Consider the following 16199-nt stretch of genomic DNA (forward strand, 5'->3'; position numbering starts at 1 on the left):
TGTAAAAAACACACATCTACGTGTTTATGAGGGGATATTCTTGGCTTTAGATCTTGCTTCACTGCTCGGCAGAAAAAATCCGCCTCTCATCGGTCTGGATATCAGTTCCTTCGATATCAAACTGGTTGAGCTCTCAGAGGGAAGTAATAAGGCTTTCCGTCTGGAGCGCTACGCGTCTGAACCTTTGCCTAAAGGTGCAGTACTGGATGGGAATATAGAAAATATTGAGCAGGTATCGGACACGATACGGAAGTTGTTAAAAAAGAGTGGTACTTCAGCAAAGAATGTCGCACTGGCGATGCCAGCATCCGCAGTTATTACGAAAAAGATTTTCCTTCCTATGACCCTCAGCGATCAGGCACTTGAAGTGCAGGTCGAATCTGAGGCGAGTCAATATATTCCCTTTTCTATGGATGAAGTAAGTCTGGATTTTTGTGTGATCGGCCCCGCTGCGAATCAGGAAGATGTGGAAGTCATGCTCGCTGCTTCACGCAAAGAAAAAGTAGAGGACAGGGTTGCTGTTGCTGAGGCAGCAGGTCTGCAGTCTAAAGTGATGGATATTGAGTCTTACGCAGCACGTGCAGCGATGCAGCGTTTGATTGAGAAGCAGGCTAATGAAGGCCGCGACCAGATTTACGCAATGTTTCAGATTGGTGCCAAGCGCACCTATATCTACATCATGCTCAATGGCGAGGTGGTGTATGAAAGAGAGCAGCAATTTGGCGGAAGTCAGCTCACGCAGGATATTGTGCGTAACTATGGATTGTCGCAGGAAGAAGCTGAGATTAAGAAGAAAAACGGCGACTTACCCGACAGTTATGAAATGGAATTGCTGGAGCCCTTCCTGGAAAACGCCGCGCTGGAAGTGACGCGTGCAATCCAGTTCTTTTTCACGTCTACGCCTTATACGCGGGTAGATCAGATTTTCCTGACCGGTGGCTGTGCAGTGGTCACCGGACTGGTGGATATCGTGGCGGAACGAACAAAAATTTCAACGGCGGTAGTCAGCCCGTTCAAAGGAATGGAACTGGCGCCCGGCGTGAGTGAAAAAGCATTAAGAAATGATGCGCCAGCCTATACAGTCGCCTGTGGTCTGGCCTTGCGGAGATTTGGCTGATGATAAAAATTAATCTTCTTCCACACAGGGAAGAGAAGCGCAAACAGCTGATCAAGGATTTTTATTCTTTGCTGTTGTTGTCTGCCATTGTTGGCGCACTGATTACCGTGGTGGTGGGTGCGATTAACGCACGTCAGATAGGCATACAGAACGACCGCGTGAATTTCATTAAGAAAGAGAATGCCGTACTGGATGACAAAATCAAGGAAATCGCTAATCTGAAGCAGGAAATTGACTCGCTCAAGGCACGCCAGCAGGCAGTTGAAGATTTACAGGGTGATCGCAATCAGCCGGTATTTTTGTTGCAGGAATTGGTAAAACACACCCCGGAAGGGGTTTATTTGCGTGCTTTGAAACAGGATGGTCAGCGTGTGACTGTGAATGGCTATGCGCAATCTCAGGAGCGGGTGGCGGAGTTTATCCGCAATCTGGGTAGCAAATCTGAATGGATGTACAAACCTGATCTGATCGATATTCATTCCGCTGGCATCGGTCAGGGGCGTGATGCAAAAAAAGTGTCCGACTTTTCTGTGAATGTAGGCATTAAGCGTCCACGTGAGAAAGATGAGGCACCAGCTTCTGTCGCTGAGCTGGCGAAGCCTGGCCCTGCTAAATGAAAGTAAATGACATCAGTCAACGAAGAGAATTGGAAGGTCGGGGATGGCAATAAATGTTCAGGAAGCGTTTGAAGATATCAGCGCTCAATTTAAGGACCTGAATGGTCTGCATCCGGGGCTGTGGCCTATCGCGCCGCGGATGGCTGCGGCATGCGGCGTGCTGGCAGTGGTATTGGGTCTGGGCTGGTTTTTCTACTGGAGTACCCAAACCGAAGAAATCGAAGCGCGCCAGCAGGAAGAACTTAGTCTCAAGCAGCAGTACCGGGACAAGATGCAGCAGGCGATCAATCTGGATGCGTTGAAAGATCAGCGTGCGCTGGTACAGCAATACGTGGCGACCATGGAAAAGCAATTGCCGAGTAAGGCTGAGATGGATGCATTGCTATCCGATATTAACCAGGCAGGTGCTGGCCGGGGGCTGCAGTTTGATTCGTTTAAACCCGGTGTGCCTGTGATCAAAGACTATTATGCGGAATTGCCTATTGACGTAAAGCTGTCTGGCAATTATCACGATTTGGGTGAGTTTGTGTCTGATATTGCGAAATTGCCGCGTATCGTCACTCTGAATAATCTGTCTATTTCTGCTAACAAGGATGGCTTGCTTACCCTCGATGTCGTTGCGAAAACTTTCCGTTATCTGGACAAAGATGAAGTAATCGCCCAGGCTAATTTGAAAAAGGCGCCCAAGAAATGATGCGTAAATTTCTAGTTCTGACGGTCTTGTTGGGGCAAACACTGATGCTGAGCGCTTGCGGTGACAATGGCGCCTCTGAGCTCACTGAGTGGATGGAGTCAGTAAAAAAAGAAACTAAACTGGTGACACCCAAGCTCAATCCCCCTAAGGTTTATGTGCCGGTTTCCTATGACGTGAAAGCGGAAGTGGACCCCTTTAATCAGGAAAAATTGCTGGCAGTCTTGGCTCGCATGAAGCCCGATAGTGGAAATGGTTTAAGACCCAATATGGACAGACCGCGCGAAGAGCTGGAAGGCTATCCGCTGGATGCCTTGAAAATGGTGGGGGTGATTGAAAAGAAGTCAGCCCGCATAGGTTTGATACAGTCGGATAAAAAAGTGTATCAGGCCAAGCAGGGTGGTTACATCGGACAGAACTTTGGGTTGATCACAAAAATTACCGATGTTGAAATCCAGATTAAAGAAACGGTCCAGGATGCAACAGGAGAGTGGGTTGAACGTAATGTTAAGCTTGAGCTGCAGGGGAGTCAGAAATGAAAGCGTTGATAAATACAAGTAAAAGGGGCGCTATGTTTGTCAAAGCCTGTTTCCTGTTACTGATAGGGCTGACGCAGTTAGCCTTTGCTCAGTCGAACAGTATTGAGTCTTTGGTCACCAATCAACAGGGAGCCAATATTGTCGTTAAGATAGGCATGAAAAATCCGCTGAACAAGCAGCCCGCGGGTTTTTCGATTGCCAGCCCATCCAGAATTGCACTGGATTTTCCTGATGTCACGAATGGCACAGGCAAAAGTACTGTGGATGTGAATATCGGTGATCTGCGTACGGTTACGCTGGTTGAGGCATCTGGCCGTACCCGCATGATTTTCAATCTTAATAAGCCGCTCAATTATGCCGCTACGATAGAAGGAAAATATCTGATCGTAACGATAGACGGTTCTGGTGGAGTTGCGACAGCAGTCAATTCCCAAGGCTTGCCAGTCAATCCTGATGCGGCTCCGCAAAGCAAAGCCAGTTTGAGAGATATCGATTTCCGTCGCGGCGTCAATGGTGAAGGCCGTGTCGTTGTCGATCTGCCTTTGAATCAGGTTGCCGTTGATGTACGCCAGCAGGGACAAAAAATACAGGTGACGTTCCTGAAAGTCGCTTTGCCGGAAATTCTGCGCAAACGCCTCGATGTAGCCGATTTTGGCTCTCCTGTACAGACGATCACTACAACACCGAATGGCGAGAATGTACAGATGGTGATCGAGCCTAAAGGATTGTGGGAACAGAGTTCGTATCAAAGCGACACCCAATTCGTACTCGAAGTGCGCCCGATTAAGGAAGACCCGAATAAACTGGTACAGGGTACCCAAGGCTATCGTGGCGAACGTATTTCGTTTAACTTCCAGAATATTGAAGTGCGTGCCATTTTGCAGATCATTGCTGAGGTCAGTGGCCTGAACGTGATTGCCAGTGACACCGTGACCGGCACTATCACCCTGCGTTTGAAAGATGTACCTTGGGACCAGGCGCTGGATAATATTATGCAAATCAAGGGCCTTGATATGCGTAAAAACGGCAATGTGATCTGGATTGCTCCTAAAGATGAGTTGCTGACAAAAGAGAAGCTGGAACTCGAGCAAAAAGCACAAATTGCAGAATTGGAGCCTTTGAAAACAGAAGCATTCCAGCTGAATTATCAAAAAGCTGAAGCGTTCAAACAAGTATTCGGTGTCGATGGTTCCTCAACAAATCGCCTCCTGTCTAAGCGTGGCAGTGCAGTGATAGAACCCCGCACTAACCAGTTGTTTATTACTGATATTCCTTCCAAAATCGAGGAAGTCAGAAAGCTGATACAAAAAACCGATATCGCATCGAAGCAGGTGTTGATCGAAGCGCGTATTGTGGAAGCGGATGATAAGTTCAGTAAAAATCTGGGCGCTAAATTAGGCTTTACAGACATGCGCGGCTTGCGTGGTGGCGATGTAGGCTATCAGTTACAGGGTAATCAAAGGGTTGCATTGACCGGTAATTACCTCGGTGTTGGTGAGCAGACAGGTCAGGCAAAAATCACAGATCAGAGCTTTGTCCCTAACTCCCAGTTCGTCTCTTTACCTGCATCTGGTATTAACGGTTTGAATCCGGGTAGTTTAGCGGTTAGCCTGTTCTCTGCAGCAGCCAACCGCTTCCTGAATCTGGAATTGTCTGCATTGGAAGCAGATGGCAAAGGTAAGATTATTTCCAGTCCGCGTGTGGTGACAGCGGATCAGTTGAAGGCCTTGATCGAACAAGGTACCGAGTTGCCATACCAGGTAGCGACTGCAAGTGGCGCGACTTCGATCTTCTTCCGTAAAGCGACTTTGCGACTGGAGGTTACACCGCAAATCACACCGGATGGCAATGTGATACTGGATGTAGAAGTGCATAAAGACAGCGTGGGCCAGGAAACCAGGATGGGTTATGCCATCGATACGAAAGAGGTAAAAACCATGGTGTTGGTTGAAAATGGCGGTACAGTCGTGCTAGGGGGTATCTTCCAGCAGACAGAACGTGATAATGTAACAAAAATACCATTTTTTGGTGATCTGCCCTTATTTGGAAATCTGTTTAAAAGCACAGGTAAAACCAATGACAAGACAGAGTTGCTGATATTTATCACGCCGAAGATTATGGCAGACCGTTTCAGTGCTAAATAAACGGTTTATCTTTCTTGAACCATCACAGTTTTAATTTAATTCATATATTTGCTTAACTACAGGTGCTCCATGGCAACTTTCTTCCGGTTCTTGACGGGTTTATTTTTATCAGCCTTCCTGGCTGCATGCGGCGGCGGCGGCGGTTCAGCCGGGAATAATGGTAGCGGTGGAGCTAATGTGCCTTTGTTCACGAGTTCGCCAACCTCTATCAGTCTGATCCCCGGAGAGACTGCGACCTACACTATTGGTGGCGGTACGCCAAACTATATTGCAGCAGCTGGAAATTCAGCCGTATTGGTGAGCGTTAAGGATAAGACCTTGTCCATAACCGCCGTTGCAAGCGGTACCTCTACTGTGACGGTGACGGACAATGTAGGTGCAAAACTGTCGATTTCTGTCAATATTGGCACCGGCATCCCATTGTTTACAACAGCACCAAGCAGTGTGAATATCGGTGTAGGTAGCCGCACCTCTTCATTCATCATTGGTGGTGGTAGTGCAGTCTATGCGGTCAGTGTAGATAATCCTTCTATTGCTGCCGTAAGCAGCGTTGGGAACCAATTTTCCGTCATTGGATTGGCTAACGGCAGCGCGGTTGTGAATGTAGTCGATTCCTTAGGTGCATCTGTCAAAATTAGCGTACTGGTCGGTTCCGCGACTGCAGTAACCGGTGAATTGGTGACCACTGCACCTGCTACAGTAAAACTCGGTGTCAGCAGCTCCTCGACCTTCACCATTTCAGGTGGTACAGCTCCTTATTTCGCAGGTAGTGGCGACAATACGGTAGCTACGGCAACGGTTGTTGGCAATATTCTTACCATTAACGGTATCGCAAACGGGAACACAACAGTTAAGGTTCAGGACTCGAACAGTAAATCGGTAACAATCAGTATGCAGGTTGGTAATGCGCTCGGATTGTTCTCCTCTGCGCCTTCTGATATTACTGTTGGGACGGGTGCTAACTCGCCGGCATTTACTATTGGCGGCGGTACGCCTCCCTATTCTGTCGTTGCGGCGAATTCGTTGATTGCGACCGCAGCTATGTCTGCAAGTGGAAACAACTTTATTGTCACTGGTGTTTCTGCAGGTTCAACCATCGTGACCTTAAAAGACAGTGTCGGTGCTCCGCTTGCTATCAATGTAACGGTCAGTGGTGGTACGTCTGCTCCATTGTTCACAACGGCGCCAAGCGCGATCACTCTGCAGTCCGGTTTGAGCGCATCTTATACCGTTGGCGGTGGTGTGCCGAAGTATGATGCAACCAGCAGTAATCCTGCCGTATTGAGCGCAGTCCAGACAGGTACGGATCTGACCTTGAAAGCACTGTCTGCTGGTACCGCAAACGTGGTTATTTCTGATTCTAAAGGAACGCGTCTTGGTGATATCGTTGTCACGGTTTCCGGTGGTACTACTTCAAATTTATTCTCGACAGCACCGTCTACTGTAGCGATGGCAATTGGTGCGAGCCCAAGCTACTCTATTTCCGGCGGTGTCGCTCCATATACCGTAATCAGTAGCAATCTTGGTGTGGTATCTGTCGCACCGGTATTCCCATTGACTACAAACTCCATTTTCACCTTGACGGGTGTTGGTGCCGGATCTGGTTCTATCCGGATTACTGACAGCGTTGGTACTAAGCTTGATATTGCGGTTAATGTCACAGGTAGCTCGACGGTTGATCTGGCAACTTCTGCGCCTGCAACTGTTAATCTCGGTGTGGCCGCAAATGTGAATTACAGTATTATTGGTGGCGTTGGGCCTTACTTTATTGAGCCAGGCGATAAAACACTGGTCAATATCACGAGACCTTCAACCAATACCTTCCAGTTGACGGGTGTTGCAGCTGGCTCAACCAAAATCTTTATTTCTGATAGTGCTGGCAAGAAAATATTATTCGACGTTGTCGTTCTGGCTGCAACGAGTCAGGCTATGGTAGTTTCGCCAAATAGTGTTTCCTTAGCCAATGTAGGAGATGTATTGTATTTCCGTGTGGATGGTGGAAATCCACCATACACCGTGATTTCGAACAATCCTGCCGCTATTTCGATCACGAGTGGCACTGTACTTAGCTCTTCGGGTGTATTTACTGCCTACATGGCCAATACCGGTACCGCCGTCAGTATTGTTGTTTCTGATTCGAAAGGCGTTACCCAGACAGTTTCTATCGCAAGTATTACTGCGGCGACCGGCGGCATGTTCCTTACACCGCAAAAATGGTCGATAGACGAAACCAACAATGTGGCAGTTACCCTGACTCTGACGGGTGGGGTCGCACCTTACCAGGTGTTTAATAGCAGCACTCTATTGGCCAGCGTTGTGGCCACCACAAATGGTACACCTTCGAATCTTTTCTTTAATGATCGCATCCTTACTGTGAACGTCGGTACACAGGGGACTCGCTGTGTCAATGGCAATCAGGCAGTAACATTTACTGTGGTGGATAGTCTGAACAGGACGACTACAAGTACAATGACGATCGTTGATCGTAATGGCGGTGCCGGTTGCTGATGTCTGTAGCATGAAAAGTGACAAATCAGTTTTCTGGCAACTCCAGTAAAAGCCAGGAAACTGCAATGTCAGGTAATATCTTTTTAGTAGGATTAATGGGCTCCGGTAAGACCACAGTCGGCCGGGCCCTGGCAAAAAAACTCAATAAACGCTTTATTGATTCAGACCATGAAATCGAGGCGCGAACTGGCGTCTCGATTCCTGTCATTTTTGAGATTGAAGGCGAAGCCAGTTTTCGGCAGCGTGAAGCTGACGTCATACGTGATCTGACCGCGCAAGATAACATCATCCTTGCTACCGGTGGTGGCGCGATTCTGAACCCCGAAAGCCGGCGTTTGCTGGAGCAACGCGGCACAGTAATTTATCTGCGTGCCAGCGTACACAGCATTTTGCAACGTACCCGTAACGATAAGAACCGACCTCTGTTACGTACAGCTGATCCACGTAAAAAACTGGAAGAGCTGGAGGCGCAACGCCATCCCCTGTATCAGGAAATTGCCGACGTAGTGATAGAAACCGGTCGCCCGAACGTGCAGCATCTGGTACAACATATTCTTGATAAACTTCCATCCCAGATTCCCGATGTGCCGCAACAGGCGGTTCCAGTTATGAATAATTCTGTATCACCTAAAATATCTGCTTTGAACGGCAACACTGGCATCCAAACCTTGCATGTTAATCTGGGTGAGCGTAGCTACCCGATATACATTGGTCAACAACTGCTGAATGACAGCACGCTCCTGACGCAAGCGATACCAGCAAAGCGCGTGGTGATTGTGACTAATACTGTCGTTGCACCACTGTATCTGTCAGCTTTGCAGCAGCAACTGCAGGATATCGGTAAGACCGTGTCTGCTGTGATTCTGCCGGATGGAGAAGAGCATAAGCACTGGGCTACCCTGATGCAGATTTTTGATCATTTGCTGGAACAAAAATGTGACCGGAAAACTTATCTGGTCGCTTTGGGTGGTGGCGTGATTGGTGATATGACGGGATTTGCCGCTTCAGCCTTTATGCGCGGTGTTCCTTTCGTGCAGATACCGACCACTTTACTGTCACAGGTGGATTCATCTGTGGGAGGTAAAACCGGTATCAATCATCCGCTGGGCAAAAACATGATAGGTGCGTTTTATCAGCCACAAGCGGTGCTAGCCGATACAGCGACACTGAATACCTTGCCGGACAAAGAATTGTCCGCCGGACTCGCCGAAGTCATTAAACACGGCGCGATTATTGATACGGACTTTTTTGTCTGGATAGAAAAAAATATTCAGGCATTGCGCGCCAAAGATCCGGCCGCACTCGCTTATGCCGTAGCGCGTTCTTGCGAAATCAAAGCTGACGTAGTGCGTCAGGATGAGCGCGAAGGTGGTTTGCGTGCCATACTGAATTTTGGTCACACTTTTGGTCATGCGATTGAATCTGGCATGGGTTATGGTAACTGGCTGCATGGCGAGGCAGTAGGTTGTGGCATGGTGATGGCAGCAGATTTATCTTGTCGTCTGGGTTATCTGGACTTTGTGTCACGGACCCGGATTAAGCAATTGGTGGAAGATGCAGGCTTGCCGGTCACCGCACCTGATTTAGGAACAGAACGCTGGCTGGATTTGATGGAGGTCGATAAGAAAAATGAAGGAGGGCAGATCAAGTTCATACTGCTCAAGCCCCTTGGCAGCGCTCATATTACATCTGCACCCAAGGACAAATTATTAGAAACTTTAAGTCATAGTATTCTGCCCTGACGATGATGTTTTCCGACACGCATTTAGCTTCCTATGCCGCCCAGTCTGCGAGTTCGCGAGGGCGGCTTTTTATTGAGCCGGGTTCCGATACGCGCAGCCAGTTCCAGCGTGACCGCGATCGCATCATCCATTGCTCTGCTTTTCGCCGCTTGGAATACAAGACCCAGGTATTTGTGAATCATGAAGGGGATTTATTCCGCACCCGTCTCACCCATAGTCTGGAGGTGGCTCAGATTGGCCGCTCTATCGCACGAAATTTACGTTTAAATGAAGATTTGGTCGAGGCCATCGCACTGGCGCATGATCTGGGGCATACGCCTTTCGGGCATGCTGGCCAGGATGCCTTAAATAGCTGTATGCAGGATTATGGTGGCTTCGAACATAATCTGCAGAGTTTGCGTATCGTTGATGCGCTGGAAGAGCGTTATGCGGCGTTTAATGGCTTGAATTTGTGCTTTGAGACGCGCGAAGGCATACTCAAGCATTGCTCGCTCACGAATGCACAACAACTCGGCGACCTGGGTTTGCGTTTCATCGAAAAAACGCAGCCCTCACTGGAAGCGCAATTGACGAATCTGGCAGATGAGATTGCATACAATAATCACGATATTGACGATGGAATACGTTCAAATTTATTAAGTGAGCAGCAGATGATGCAAGTCAGCCTATATGCGCAGCATCGTCAAATAGTGGAAACGATGTATCCTGGAATTCAAGGCAGGCGCGCTATCTCTGAGACGATACGACGCATGATCAATACGCTGATTACGGATCTGATCTCGACCTCGCAGGCGCGTATTCTGGATGTGATGCCAAAAACGATAGATGATGTCAGAGCTGCGCCAAAACTGATCGCATTCTCTGATGTGGTACACGTACAGGCCAGCGAGTTGAAGCATTTTTTATTTCAGCACTTGTATCGCCACTATCAGGTGAATCGCATGACCTCGAAAGCACGTCGCGTGGTGCGTGAATTGTTTGATGCCTTGATGCAGGAACCTGGTTTGCTGCCGCCTGATTATCAGATTCAGCGCAAAGATGATATGCAAGCACAGGCCAGAAAAATTGCTGATTATATTGCCGGTATGACCGACCGCTATGCGATGCGCGAACATCGTCGTTTATTCTCTATCCATGAAAGTTAATGCAGGAGTCACTATGAATCTGTTTTCAAATACCAATTCAAAAAAATCTGTGAAAGCCTTATTTACGACCAGCCTGCTGGCTGTAAGCTTCAGCGTCAGCGCACTGTCGTTAAGCGATCTGAGTAATCAGGATGCGAGTACCGGGCTGAAGGCCGCACTGGATAAGGGCTCGGTGGCTGCAGTTGCTAAGCTGGGCGTGGAGAACGGATTTTTGAATAACGATAAAGTCAAAATTCAATTGCCAGGTTTATTGGAACAAGCCAGACCGATACTGAAGATGACAGGCAAAGGCCAGCAATTAGATGAACTCGTCGTTTCTATGAACCGTGCGGCTGAAGCGGCAGTTCCTATGGCAAAACCCTTGCTGGTGAATGCAGTCAAATCGATGACGCTGACTGATGCGAAAAACATTTTGACCGGTGGTGAAACATCGGTGACTGACTTCTTTAAACAAAAAACTGCCTCACCGCTGACGCAGCAATTCCGCCCTATTGTGAAAGGTGTTACCGATAAAGCGGGATTGTCAGCGAAATATAATAGTGTAATGGGCCAGGCGCAAAAGTTTGGCGCGGTATCTGAGCAGGAAGCAACAGTCGAAGGCTATGTCACGCAAAAAGCATTGGACGGTTTGTATCTGATGATCGCTGAAGAAGAAAAGGCGATACGTCAGGATCCACTGGGTGCAGGCAGTAAAGCGATCAGCAAAGTATTTAGTCTGCTCAAATAAAATCTTGCCATGGCATGCCATGATAGATAACTGTCCCTAATTTATTTCAGCTTGCCGCCGATAAGTGCTGGTACGGCTTACTATCGGCGGCGGTTGCGCTGGCTACCTGAGCTGCCTGCGATCCAGTCCTGAGACACGTACAACATTCGCTGTAGTTGTTTCGGTTTTAAACTGGGCAACCAGCTCAGAAAGCCGGTCCGATTGTTCCCGCATACTTTCCGCAGCGGCTGCTGCCTGTTCGACCAGCGCTGAGTTTTGCTGGGTCATTTCATCCATATTCGTGATGGCATCATTCACCTGATGTATACCGGTGCTTTGTTCATTGCTCGCATTACTGATTTCATTGACCAGACTCGCAACTTTACGAATGTCCCCGACGACCCTGCTCATGGTATATCCCGCCTCATTGGCCATCGTGCTGCCTGATTCAACTTTGTTCACGGAATCAGTGATCAAGCCTTGTATATCTTTTGCGGCAATGGATGCGCGCTGAGCCAGGTTACGCACTTCTCCTGCCACCACCGCAAAGCCACGGCCCTGCTCACCAGCTCTGGCAGCCTCTACTGCTGCGTTGAGTGCAAGGATGTTGGTCTGGAACGCAATACCATTAATCACATTAATAATTTCCTCGACTTTTCTGGAGCTGTCGCGGATATCATTCATGGTAGCAACCATGCGACTGACAACGAGTCCGGCTTGCTCTGCAACTTCGCTGGCAGAATTCACAAAGCGATCAGCCTCTCTCGCATTTTCTGCATTTTGTTGCACTGTAGAGGTTAACTCTTCCATGGAGCTGGCCGTCTCTTCCAGAGTGCCAGCCTGGACCTCGGTTCTCGCCGATAAGTCGGCGTTGCCGCTCGCAATTTCTCTGGCTGCAGTCTGTATGCTGGCAGATCCTGTCCGCACTTCCTGAACGACTTGCGTTAAGCCTTCTCCTATGCCGTTCATTGCGGTCAGCATTTTGCCTATTTCATTGTCGCTCTTCGCTTCTACCCGATGACTCAGATCGCCGCTTGCCAGCGAATTAGCCAGGGCGGTGGCCTGCTGAAGAGGGCGTGTTACAACGCGGCTTACCATCGTCATAAAGAGCAGGCCGCCTGCAACTAACAGGGCAAGCGCTAAGCTCCCCAGCCAGATGATCTGTTGCATACTTTCTTCCGCCAGCTCGCCGCTGTTGACGCTACCGGCAAGTATCCATTTCGTGGTGGGAATCGTACGGAAGACAAGCAGTTTTTCTTTAACTTTTGTATCCGTCTGTTTGCTGTCGGCTGAGTCGTAGCGCAGCAATCCCTGCTTTTTTTCCAGCATGGTTTTCACAAATAACTGGCCATCAGCTGATTTTGAATCAAGGATGTTATTGCCTTCGTCAGAGGGATGTATCATCAGTGTCCCTTGTTGCTTGCCATCTTTCATATCAAACGCGTAGAAATAACCCGTGCTCTTAATTTTCATCGCTTTGATTTTTTCTTTGAGCAGACTCAGTGTGGGGTCGATATTGATACCTATGAAGATCGCGCCTGCCAGCTTTCCATCACTACCCATGAATGGGTTGTAGTAAGTCATATAATTTTTACCAAACAGTTTGGCGGCACCGGTGAATTTTTTTCCCTCCATGAGCAAGGGATAGGCTGGGTGTGCTTTATCCAGTGCCGTGCCGATTGCGCGCTCACCGTTCTCTTTTTTTAAGGAGGTCGAGACCCTGATAAAATCATCACCATCTTTGACAAAAAAAGTTGCAATTGCGCCAGTGCGTGCAGTGAACGCATCGACTTGTTCAAACTGATTATTGATGAGCTGTTCGTTTAAGGTAAGTGCCGCAGTACTTTTTCCTGCAACGTTGATTTTTTGTTCAGCGTGAACCGCCAGTTTATCGCCAAGCTCAATGCGCAAGTTGTTACCGGTTCTTTCGGCATCCGCTTTGACTGCGCTGTCAAATACTTCAAAACTGTCATTCACTGAGTTCAGTAAATTGTTAATTTCATTGATAGCGCTTTGTTCCTGAGAACGATGCAGACTATAAGCAACAGCACTGGTGAAAATCACGAATACGAGGACGGCACCAGCAGATACACTTGCGCCCAGGAACTGTCCTATTTTTTTATCTTTGCCTGAAAGCAGCTTCATATTGTCTCCGTTATTTTATCGGTATGTGTTCTGCACGCGGATCTCAGTGTGGCTGAAATTTGCTAATTTGCATCATCATCTTAGGTCGCGATTATTAGAGGACATAGAAGTTTTTTGAGCTTTTTAACAATTCTTCACAAGCACTGATCTATGCAGGGGCAGGTGAATAGGATGGCTCAACGGGCGTTGAACAGGGATGATCAGACAAGCACCTCATGCAGTGCGCGAATCCGGTTTCCGGGTTGTATGAGTCGGAATATCTGGAAGAGGCCAGATTTGTACACGGGAGATATGTTGCCTTTAGGTGGCTGGCAGCCGGGTGTATGGTCCGATACATGCGGCCGACGACAAAGCCGGTGCAGACCAGTGCGTATTGTGAAACTAAAGCCAGGAAATGCTGATTGCGTAGTTTCACTTAAGTAGATCTTGTTGCAATGCGGCATGAAGATTTCTGTTAATTTGTAAGGAGCGCATATTCACAGAACAGCCACACAAGAGAGCTTGCTTGAATAGTGCAAAGCCAAGTCGTAAAACAACACCAAACTCTGGAGACCGACATGTCCTACAAAATGAAATCCCTGATTGCTGTTGCACTAGTTAGCTGGTCCGCTGCCGGTATGGCAGCTGAGCCGATCAAGATCGGTGTATCTGGCCCGTTCACCGGTGGCTCCGCGCCTATGGGCGTGTCCATGCGTGATGGCGTCAAACTGGCAGTGGCTGAGATTAATGCGAAGGGCGGTGTGCTTGGCCGTCAGATTCAATTGGTGGAACGTGATGACGAAGCTAAAAATGAACGCGGTGTGCAGGTCGCGCAGGAATTGATCAACAAAGAAAAAGTCGTCGCGACAGTAGGTTATATCAATACCGGCGTCGCGCTCGCTGCGCAACGCTTTTACCAGGAAGCCAAAATTCCGGTGATGAATAATGTGGCGACCGGCAGCGTGGTGACCAAGCAATTCCTGCCACCGGATCACAAGGATAACTACATCTTCCGTACTGCAGCCAATGACACCATACAATCGGCCATGATTGTGGAAGAAGCGGTGGGTAAGCGTAAATTCACCAAGGTAGCGATTCTGGCCGACTCGACCAACTATGGTCAGCTGGGGCGCGAAGATTTGGAAAAAGCGCTGGCGGTGAAAGGCGTGAAGCCGGTTGCAGTTGAAAAGTTCAACATCAAGGATGTGGACATGACCGCCCAATTGCTCAAGGCAAAGCAGGGTGGCGCGCAGGCCGTGCTGACTTATGGCATAGGACCTGAACTGGCGCAGATCGCCAATGGCATGGAAAAGCTGGGCTGGAAAGTACCGATGATAGGCAGCTGGACTCTGTCTATGGGCAACTTCCTCGACAATGCCGGTAAAAATGGCGATGGCGCTACTATGCCACAGACCTTTATCCAGGAGCCGAATACACCTAAACGTAAGGCCTTCATCGAGGCCTATCAAAAGTCTTATAAAGTCGAGCGCATTCCTTCTCCTGTCTCCGCAGCACAAGGCTATGACTCGATCTACCTGTTGACCGCAGCCATCCGTCAGGCCGGTACCACTGAGGGTGAAAAAGTCCGTGAGGCTTTGGAAAATCTGAGTGAAAAGGTAGACGGCGTCGTTACGACTTACAGCAAACCATTTACCCGCGATGATCACGAAGCGATTAAAGCCGGTATCCCGGTCATGGGTGAGGCGAAGAACGGACACATCGTTCAGGCCAAATAAGCAGCTGGTTTTTCCTGGTATTTTCCTTGTGGTCCAGACCGCTGATTGTTTGCAGCGGTCTGGACTGACTCACCATCACATCTGTTGTACGGTTTCAGTCTGAACCTGATATGGCTTCTGGCTGGCTGTCGGCACATGTCGAGAGGAGAGGGCGCAGCGCAAGCCTGCCCACTGCTCAGGCCGTGGCAGAAGCTAAATACTGGCGCACTTGTCCTCATTTACTGTCGGGTACAGAAAATGGAAATCCTGTTACAACTTGTGTTTAGCGGCATCGCGCTGGGCATGATATACGCGGTCATCGCATTCGGTTACCAGCTCACTTTTGCCACCTCCGGCACCTTGAATTTCGGGCAGGGGGAATCGCTGATGCTGGGCGCGCTGGTCGGCCTCAGTCTGGTTGGTCAGATACACGGCGGGCCGTATATGAATTACTGGCTGATGATACCGCTGGTGATCGTATTTGGCGCTTTGCAGGGCATGGTGGTTGAATGGATAGGTGTCCGCCCTGCGATTAAAATCAAATCTGAATTTGGCTGGATTATGTCCACCATTGCGCTCGCGATTATTTTCAAAAATGTGGCTGAAAATATCTGGGGCAAGGACGATCTGACTTTTCCTTCCCCTTTGTCTGCGGCACCGTTTCAGATTTTCGGCGCCAATGTACAGGCGATGCAAGTCGTGGTGGTGCTGGGTGCGCTGGCGATGATGCTGGCGGTGGAAATATTTAACCGTAAATCTATCTACGGCAAAGCCGTGGTGGCCACCTCGAATGACCGTGATGCTGCCGGATTGATGGGGATTAACACCAGCATGGTGATTACGTTTTCCTATGCCTTGTCATCTGCTACTGCAGCGTTTGCCGGTGTGCTGGTCGCGCCCTTGACACTGACCGGCGCCACCATGGGTTCTGCGCTGGGCTTGAAGGCGTTTGCAGTGGCGATTATCGGTGGACTGACTTCCGGTGTCGGTGCGATTGTGGGTGGACTGATACTCGGTATTGCAGAAACCCTGACCGGATTTTATATCTCCACCGGTTACAAAGAAGTTCCCGGTCTGCTGTTGCTGTTACTGGTGCTGGCGGTGAAACCTGCCGGTTTGTTCGGTAAAGCAGCCATCAAAAAAGTATAAGG

Annotated in this window: 12 protein-coding genes; 11 read left to right on the forward strand and 1 reads right to left on the reverse strand. The window is 48.9% G+C overall.

From position 1 onward, the window contains the following. Nucleotides 1-40: 40 nt before the first annotated feature. From H8K43_RS04405 to H8K43_RS04445, 9 genes are all read left to right on the forward strand, one after another. Entirely contained in the window at nt 41-1117 is a 1077-nt protein-coding gene (locus tag H8K43_RS04405) for a pilus assembly protein PilM (RefSeq protein WP_186902716.1), read from the forward strand. Then, on the forward strand, nt 1117-1734 hold the full coding sequence (locus tag H8K43_RS04410; protein WP_186902717.1) for a PilN domain-containing protein: 618 nt from the start codon (nt 1117-1119) through the stop codon (nt 1732-1734). The genes H8K43_RS04405 and H8K43_RS04410 overlap by 1 nt, the downstream gene beginning before the upstream one ends. A gap of 43 nt (nt 1735-1777) precedes the next feature. After that, the gene (locus H8K43_RS04415; RefSeq protein ID WP_186902718.1) at nt 1778-2428 is read left to right on the forward strand and encodes a type IV pilus inner membrane component PilO; all 651 of its coding nucleotides are present in this window, start codon (nt 1778-1780) and stop codon (nt 2426-2428) included. Then, nucleotides 2425-2964 (forward strand): pilus assembly protein PilP, encoded by a 540-nt coding sequence (locus tag H8K43_RS04420; RefSeq protein WP_186902719.1) that lies wholly within the window; start codon nt 2425-2427, stop codon nt 2962-2964. The genes H8K43_RS04415 and H8K43_RS04420 overlap by 4 nt, the downstream gene beginning before the upstream one ends. Before the next feature lie 32 nt (nt 2965-2996). Beyond that, nucleotides 2997-5108, forward strand: coding sequence for a type IV pilus secretin PilQ (gene pilQ / locus H8K43_RS04425; protein ID WP_230403664.1), 2112 nt, complete (start codon nt 2997-2999; stop codon nt 5106-5108). Nucleotides 5109-5177: 69 nt separating this feature from the next. Beyond that, nucleotides 5178-7616, forward strand: a complete 2439-nt coding sequence (locus H8K43_RS04430; RefSeq protein ID WP_186902721.1) for a beta strand repeat-containing protein — start codon at nt 5178-5180, stop codon at nt 7614-7616. 65 nt (nt 7617-7681) lie between these two features. Beyond that, entirely contained in the window at nt 7682-9358 is a 1677-nt protein-coding gene (gene aroKB, locus H8K43_RS04435; RefSeq protein ID WP_186902722.1) for a bifunctional shikimate kinase/3-dehydroquinate synthase AroKB, read from the forward strand. A gap of 2 nt (nt 9359-9360) precedes the next feature. Further along, the gene (locus H8K43_RS04440) at nt 9361-10503 is read left to right on the forward strand and encodes a deoxyguanosinetriphosphate triphosphohydrolase (protein ID WP_408058482.1); all 1143 of its coding nucleotides are present in this window, start codon (nt 9361-9363) and stop codon (nt 10501-10503) included. Nucleotides 10504-10516: 13 nt separating this feature from the next. Continuing rightward, entirely contained in the window at nt 10517-11230 is a 714-nt protein-coding gene (locus H8K43_RS04445) for a DUF4197 domain-containing protein (protein ID WP_186902723.1), read from the forward strand. 102 nt (nt 11231-11332) lie between these two features. On the opposite strand, the gene H8K43_RS04450 is transcribed toward H8K43_RS04445, so the two are convergent. Further along, nucleotides 11333-13354 carry a methyl-accepting chemotaxis protein gene (locus H8K43_RS04450; protein WP_186902724.1) on the reverse strand — a complete coding sequence of 674 codons (2022 nt, stop codon included), beginning with the start codon at nt 13352-13354 and terminating at the stop codon, nt 11333-11335. Nucleotides 13355-13911: 557 nt separating this feature from the next. Between H8K43_RS04450 and H8K43_RS04455 the strand changes: the two genes are divergently transcribed. Together H8K43_RS04455 and H8K43_RS04460 are read left to right on the forward strand one after the other, a co-directional pair. After that, nucleotides 13912-15069, forward strand: coding sequence for an ABC transporter substrate-binding protein (locus H8K43_RS04455; protein WP_186902725.1), 1158 nt, complete (start codon nt 13912-13914; stop codon nt 15067-15069). Nucleotides 15070-15306: 237 nt separating this feature from the next. Next, the gene (locus H8K43_RS04460) at nt 15307-16197 is read left to right on the forward strand and encodes a branched-chain amino acid ABC transporter permease (protein WP_186902726.1); all 891 of its coding nucleotides are present in this window, start codon (nt 15307-15309) and stop codon (nt 16195-16197) included. Nucleotides 16198-16199: the final 2 nt, after the last annotated feature.

The organism is Cognatundibacterium curvum (assembly GCF_014284235.1).
Classification (GTDB): Bacteria; Pseudomonadota; Gammaproteobacteria; order Burkholderiales; family Burkholderiaceae_D; genus Undibacterium; species Undibacterium curvum.

What these genes read in the sequence shown, in the direction of transcription:
- H8K43_RS04410 (WP_186902717.1), top strand. Translation starts at nt 1,117, where the DNA reads ATGATAAAAATTAATCTTCTTCCACACAGGGAAGAGAAGCGCAAACAG.
- H8K43_RS04415 (WP_186902718.1), top strand. Translation starts at nt 1,778, where the DNA reads ATGGCAATAAATGTTCAGGAAGCGTTTGAAGATATCAGCGCTCAATTT.
- H8K43_RS04420 (WP_186902719.1), top strand. Translation starts at nt 2,425, where the DNA reads ATGATGCGTAAATTTCTAGTTCTGACGGTCTTGTTGGGGCAAACACTG.
- pilQ (WP_230403664.1), top strand. Translation starts at nt 2,997, where the DNA reads ATGTTTGTCAAAGCCTGTTTCCTGTTACTGATAGGGCTGACGCAGTTA.
- H8K43_RS04430 (WP_186902721.1), top strand. Translation starts at nt 5,178, where the DNA reads ATGGCAACTTTCTTCCGGTTCTTGACGGGTTTATTTTTATCAGCCTTC.
- aroKB (WP_186902722.1), top strand. Translation starts at nt 7,682, where the DNA reads ATGTCAGGTAATATCTTTTTAGTAGGATTAATGGGCTCCGGTAAGACC.
- H8K43_RS04440 (WP_408058482.1), top strand. Translation starts at nt 9,361, where the DNA reads ATGATGTTTTCCGACACGCATTTAGCTTCCTATGCCGCCCAGTCTGCG.
- H8K43_RS04445 (WP_186902723.1), top strand. Translation starts at nt 10,517, where the DNA reads ATGAATCTGTTTTCAAATACCAATTCAAAAAAATCTGTGAAAGCCTTA.
- H8K43_RS04450 (WP_186902724.1), bottom strand. Translation starts at nt 13,354, where the DNA reads ATGAAGCTGCTTTCAGGCAAAGATAAAAAAATAGGACAGTTCCTGGGC.
- H8K43_RS04455 (WP_186902725.1), top strand. Translation starts at nt 13,912, where the DNA reads ATGTCCTACAAAATGAAATCCCTGATTGCTGTTGCACTAGTTAGCTGG.
- H8K43_RS04460 (WP_186902726.1), top strand. Translation starts at nt 15,307, where the DNA reads ATGGAAATCCTGTTACAACTTGTGTTTAGCGGCATCGCGCTGGGCATG.